Source organism: Salinicola avicenniae, assembly GCF_023736115.1.
GTDB classification, from domain to species: Bacteria; Pseudomonadota; Gammaproteobacteria; order Pseudomonadales; family Halomonadaceae; genus Salinicola; species Salinicola avicenniae.
In genome coordinates, this window is record NZ_JAKQZC010000010.1 from 1 (window position 1) to 5,619 (window position 5,619).

A 5,619-nucleotide genomic window follows, 5' to 3' on the forward strand; every position below is an offset into this window, starting at 1 on the left:
TTGGCTGGGGTTCGGTATAGATGCCTGACGATGACCTACTCTCGCATGGGGAGGCCCCACACTACCATCGGCGCGGAGTGGTTTCACTTCTGAGTTCGGCATGGATCAGGTGGTTCCCACTCGCTATGGTCGTCAGGCAAAACTGACGCTGGAATGCGTTGCCCTCACGGCTTACCCGGCAATCATTCCAACTGATTCGGATCATGCTGACGATACGCCTCACGTATCCAGTCATTGTCGAGACCGTAACCACCAGACCCCTTGGGGTTATATGGTCAAGCCTCACGGGGCATTAGTACACGTTAGCTCAACGCCTTGCAGCGCTTCCACACCGTGCCTATCAACCAGCTAGTCTTGCTGGACCCTTTAGGAGACTCGAAGTCTCGGGGAGATCTCATCTTGAAGGGGGCTTCCCGCTTAGATGCCTTCAGCGGTTATCCCGTCCGTACATAGCTACCCGGCGATGCCACTGGCGTGACAACCGGAACACCAGAGGTACGTCCACTCCGGTCCTCTCGTACTAGGAGCAGCGCTTCTCAAATCTCCAACGCCCACGGCAGATAGGGACCGAACTGTCTCACGACGTTCTAAACCCAGCTCGCGTACCACTTTAAATGGCGAACAGCCATACCCTTGGGACCGACTTCAGCCCCAGGATGTGATGAGCCGACATCGAGGTGCCAAACACCGCCGTCGATGTGAACTCTTGGGCGGTATCAGCCTGTTATCCCCGGAGTACCTTTTATCCGTTGAGCGATGGCCCTTCCATACAGAACCACCGGATCACTAGAACCTACTTTCGTACCTGCTCGACGTGTCTGTCTCGCAGTTAAGCACCCTTATGCTCTTGCACTCATTGCACGATTTCCAACCGTGCTGAGGGTACCTTCGTGCTCCTCCGTTACGCTTTCGGAGGAGACCGCCCCAGTCAAACTACCCACCACACACTGTCCTCACACCGGATCACGGTGCCAAGTTAGAACGCCAATGATGCCAGGCTGGTATTTCAAGGTTGGCTCCACCGGAACTGGCGTCCCGGTTTCCAAGCCTCCCAGCTATCCTACACAAGCAACATCAGCGTCCAGTGTGAAGCTATAGTAAAGGTTCACGGGGTCTTTCCGTCTAGCCGCGGGTACACAGCATCTTCACTGCGATTTCAATTTCACTGAGTCTCGGGTGGAGACAGCGTGGCCATCATTACGCCATTCGTGCAGGTCGGAACTTACCCGACAAGGAATTTCGCTACCTTAGGACCGTTATAGTTACGGCCGCCGTTTACCGGGGCTTCGATCAAGAGCTTCGCCTTACGGCTAACACCATCAATTAACCTTCCGGCACCGGGCAGGCGTCACACCCTATACGTCCGCTTACGCGTTAGCAGAGTGCTGTGTTTTTAATAAACAGTTGCAGCCACCTGGTATCTTCGACCGGTTCACGCTAGGGACGCGAGGTCCTTCACGCTAAGCCGGCGCACCTTCTCCCGAAGTTACGGTGCCATTTTGCCTAGTTCCTTCACCCGAGTTCTCTCAAGCGCCTTGGGATTCTCACCCTGACCACCTGTGTCGGTTTGGGGTACGGTCGCATGTGATCTGAAGCTTAGAGGCTTTTCCTGGAAGCGTGGCATCGATGACTTCCGGACCGTAGTCCGTTCGTCTCGCCTCTCGGCCTTGAGATCCCGGATTTGCCTAAGATCTCGGCCTACGGGCTTTCACCAGGACAACCAACGCCTGGCTCACCTAGCCTTCTTCGTCCCCCCATCGCAATCACATCCGGTACGGGAATATTGACCCGTTTCCCATCGACTACGCTTTTCAGCCTCGCCTTAGGGGCCGACTCACTCTGCTCCGATTGACGTAGAACAGAAACCCTTGGTCTTCCGGCGGGGGAGGTTTTCACTCCCCTTGTCGTTACTCATGTCAGCATTCGCACTCGTGATACCTCCAGCAAGCTTCTCAACTCACCTTCGCAGGCTTACACGACGCTCCTCTACCGCTCATCCAGAGGATGAACCCGTAGCTTCGGCATCTGGTTTGAGCCCCGTTACATCTTCCGCGCAGGCCGACTCGACTAGTGAGCTATTACGCTTTCTTTAAAGGATGGCTGCTTCTAAGCCAACCTCCTAGCTGTCTATGCCTTCCCACATCGTTTCCCACTTAACCAGAATTTGGGGGCCTTAGCTGACGGTCTGGGTTGTTTCCCTTTTCACGACGGACGTTAGCACCCGCCGTGTGTCTCCCACGCTCTACTCACCGGTATTCGGAGTTTGCCTCGGGTTGGTAACCCGGGATGGGCCCCTAGCCGAAACAGTGCTCTACCCCCGGCGGTAATACGTGAGGCGCTACCTAAATAGCTTTCGAGGAGAACCAGCTATCTCCGAGCTTGATTAGCCTTTCACTCCGATCCACAGCTCATCTCAGCATTTTTCAACATACTTGAGTTCGGGCCTCCAGTTGATGTTACTCAACCTTCACCCTGGCCATGGATAGATCGCCCGGTTTCGGGTCTATATCCAGCGACTGGTCGCCCAGTTAAGACTCGATTTCTCTACGCCTCCCCTATACGGTTAAGCTCGCCACTGAATATAAGTCGCTGACCCATTATACAAAAGGTACGCGGTCACCGAACAAGTCGGCTCCCACTGCTTGTACGCACACGGTTTCAGGATCTATTTCACTCCCCTCTCCGGGGTTCTTTTCGCCTTTCCCTCACGGTACTGGTTCACTATCGGTCAGCCAGGAGTATTTAGCCTTGGAGGATGGTCCCCCCATGTTCAGTCAGGGTTTCACGTGCCCCGACCTACTCGATTTCACACATTCAGGTTTTCGACTACGGGGCTATCACCCACTATGGCCGGCCTTTCCAGACCGCTCGTCTAACCAGTCACATGCTTAAGGGCTACTCCCCGTTCGCTCGCCGCTACTGGGGGAATCTCGGTTGATTTCTTTTCCTCGGGGTACTTAGATGTTTCAGTTCTCCCGGTTCGCCTCACACACCTATGGATTCAGTGTGTGATACTCATCTGATGATGAGTGGGTTTCCCCATTCGGAAATGTCCGGGTCGCAGGTTGTTTGCCACCTCACCGAACCTTATCGCAGGCTACAACGTCCTTCATCGCCTCTGGCTGCCTAGGCATCCACCGTGTGCGCTTAATCGCTTGACCATATAACCCGAAGGAGTCTGGTCTAGTGATTACTATCACGACAATTGCCGGATACGCTTGAGACGTATCTCGTTGCTCTTCTCTGTCGAGAAGAGACTTGTCAGCATGATCCAAATTGTTAAAGAGCGTTTAGAGCCAAAGCTCTAAGCAATCGGTTTTGCGTACAAAACGGATTGCTTAGAACTTGTCGACTGTTGGGTGGGATGATGGTGGAGCCAAGCGGGATCGAACCGCTGACCTCCTGCGTGCAAGGCAGGCGCTCTCCCAGCTGAGCTATGGCCCCTTATTCTGATCGGTCGAGAATCTACCGATGAGAAGACAAGTTTAATTCCGGCAGAGACAAGGCGCTTTTGACCGACGTGTAGCCTGCTACACGAGGGAGAAAGCAACGTAGTATCTGGCGAAATTGGTGGGTCTGGGCAGACTCGAACTGCCGACCTCACCCTTATCAGGGGTGCGCTCTAACCAACTGAGCTACAGACCCGGCTTTACCACTGGGTCCGTGACCCAAACAGTCATTGCTCTTGGTCGATCAGGTAATTGATGTGAGCGCTTTGTCTTACGCGAACGCTGGTCGTTTAAGGAGGTGATCCAGCCGCAGGTTCCCCTACGGCTACCTTGTTACGACTTCACCCCAGTCATGAACCACACCGTGGTGATCGCCCTCCGAAGTTAGGCTAACCACTTCTGGTGCAGTCCACTCCCATGGTGTGACGGGCGGTGTGTACAAGGCCCGGGAACGTATTCACCGCGCCATTCTGATGCGCGATTACTAGCGATTCCGACTTCACGGAGTCGAGTTGCAGACTCCGATCCGGACTGAGGCCGGCTTTCTGGGATTCGCTCCACCTCGCGGTCTCGCAACCCTTTGTACCGGCCATTGTAGCACGTGTGTAGCCCTACCCGTAAGGGCCATGATGACTTGACGTCGTCCCCACCTTCCTCCGGTTTGTCACCGGCAGTCTCCTTAGAGTTCCCGACCGAATCGCTGGCAAATAAGGACAAGGGTTGCGCTCGTTACGGGACTTAACCCAACATTTCACAACACGAGCTGACGACAGCCATGCAGCACCTGTCTCAGAGTTCCCGAAGGCACGAAGCTATCTCTAGCGACTTCTCTGGATGTCAAGGGTAGGTAAGGTTCTTCGCGTTGCATCGAATTAAACCACATGCTCCACCGCTTGTGCGGGCCCCCGTCAATTCATTTGAGTTTTAACCTTGCGGCCGTACTCCCCAGGCGGTCGACTTATCGCGTTAACTGCGCCACTAAGTCCTTAAAGGTCCCAACGGCTAGTCGACATCGTTTACGGCGTGGACTACCAGGGTATCTAATCCTGTTTGCTACCCACGCTTTCGCACCTCAGTGTCAGTGTCAGGCCAGAAGGCCGCCTTCGCCACTGGTATTCCTCCCGATCTCTACGCATTTCACCGCTACACCGGGAATTCTACCTTCCTCTCCTGCACTCTAGCCTGGCCGTTCCGGATGCAGTTCCCAGGTTGAGCCCGGGGCTTTCACAACCGGCGTGCCAAGCCACCTACGCGCGCTTTACGCCCAGTAATTCCGATTAACGCTCGCACCCTCCGTATTACCGCGGCTGCTGGCACGGAGTTAGCCGGTGCTTCTTCTGCGAGTGATGTCGTTCCTGCCGGGTATTGGCCGACAGGCTTTCTTCCTCGCTGAAAGTGCTTTACAACCCGAGGGCCTTCTTCACACACGCGGCATGGCTGGATCAGGCTTTCGCCCATTGTCCAATATTCCCCACTGCTGCCTCCCGTAGGAGTCTGGGCCGTGTCTCAGTCCCAGTGTGGCTGATCATCCTCTCAGACCAGCTACGGATCGTCGCCTTGGTGAGCCGTTACCTCACCAACAAGCTAATCCGACATAGGCTCATCCGATAGCGCAAGGTCCGAAGATCCCCTGCTTTCTCCCGTAGGACGTATGCGGTATTAGCCTGGGTTTCCCCAGGTTATCCCCCACTACCGGGCAGATTCCTATGCATTACTCACCCGTCCGCCGCTCGTCAGCGGGTAGCAAGCTACCCCTGTTACCGCTCGACTTGCATGTGTTAGGCCTGCCGCCAGCGTTCAATCTGAGCCATGATCAAACTCTTCAGTTAAAAGCTTGATAGTCCTTTCATCCTCAATAAGGAAAGCGGACCAAACTTGGTTCAAGGTCAAACGAATCATGACGAGTCGCTTGCCTCGATATGTCGTGACTGGCGTCACGCAAGACAAGCGCCCACATCAATTACCTGATCGATTGTTAAAGAGCGTCCCTACCGAAGCGTTCTGTTGCTTCTGCCGTGAAGCCAAGTGCTTGTCAGCGCTTGTTTTCTCGGCCGCCGTAAGGAGTGGCGTATTCTAAGGATCCTGGCGAAGATGTCAACGTTTTTCTGTGCTGAATCCTGCGTGACTCCGTGGAGTCGATCCTGAAGAAGAGGCGAGCATTTTACGGCTT

At 54.7% G+C, this 5,619-nt stretch carries 2 tRNA genes and 3 rRNA genes; all 5 read right to left on the minus strand.

Going from position 1 to position 5,619, the window contains the following annotated elements:
* Positions 1–22: 22 nt before the first annotated feature.
* The 5 genes from rrf to MC381_RS18225 all read right to left on the minus strand — a co-directional run bounded on the left by rrf (position 23) and on the right by MC381_RS18225 (position 5,278).
* Positions 23–137, minus strand: a 5S ribosomal RNA gene (rrf, locus tag MC381_RS18205).
* Positions 138–271: 134 nt separating this feature from the next.
* Positions 272–3,161 (minus strand): 23S ribosomal RNA (locus tag MC381_RS18210).
* Positions 3,162–3,368: 207 nt separating this feature from the next.
* Positions 3,369–3,444: transfer RNA gene (locus MC381_RS18215), tRNA-Ala, on the minus strand.
* Positions 3,445–3,568: 124 nt separating this feature from the next.
* Positions 3,569–3,645 (minus strand) — tRNA-Ile (locus MC381_RS18220).
* 95 nt (positions 3,646–3,740) lie between these two features.
* Positions 3,741–5,278, minus strand: a 16S ribosomal RNA gene (locus MC381_RS18225).
* Together the 16S, 23S and 5S rRNA genes with 2 tRNA genes alongside form the textbook arrangement of a ribosomal RNA operon.
* Positions 5,279–5,619 lie beyond the last annotated feature (341 nt).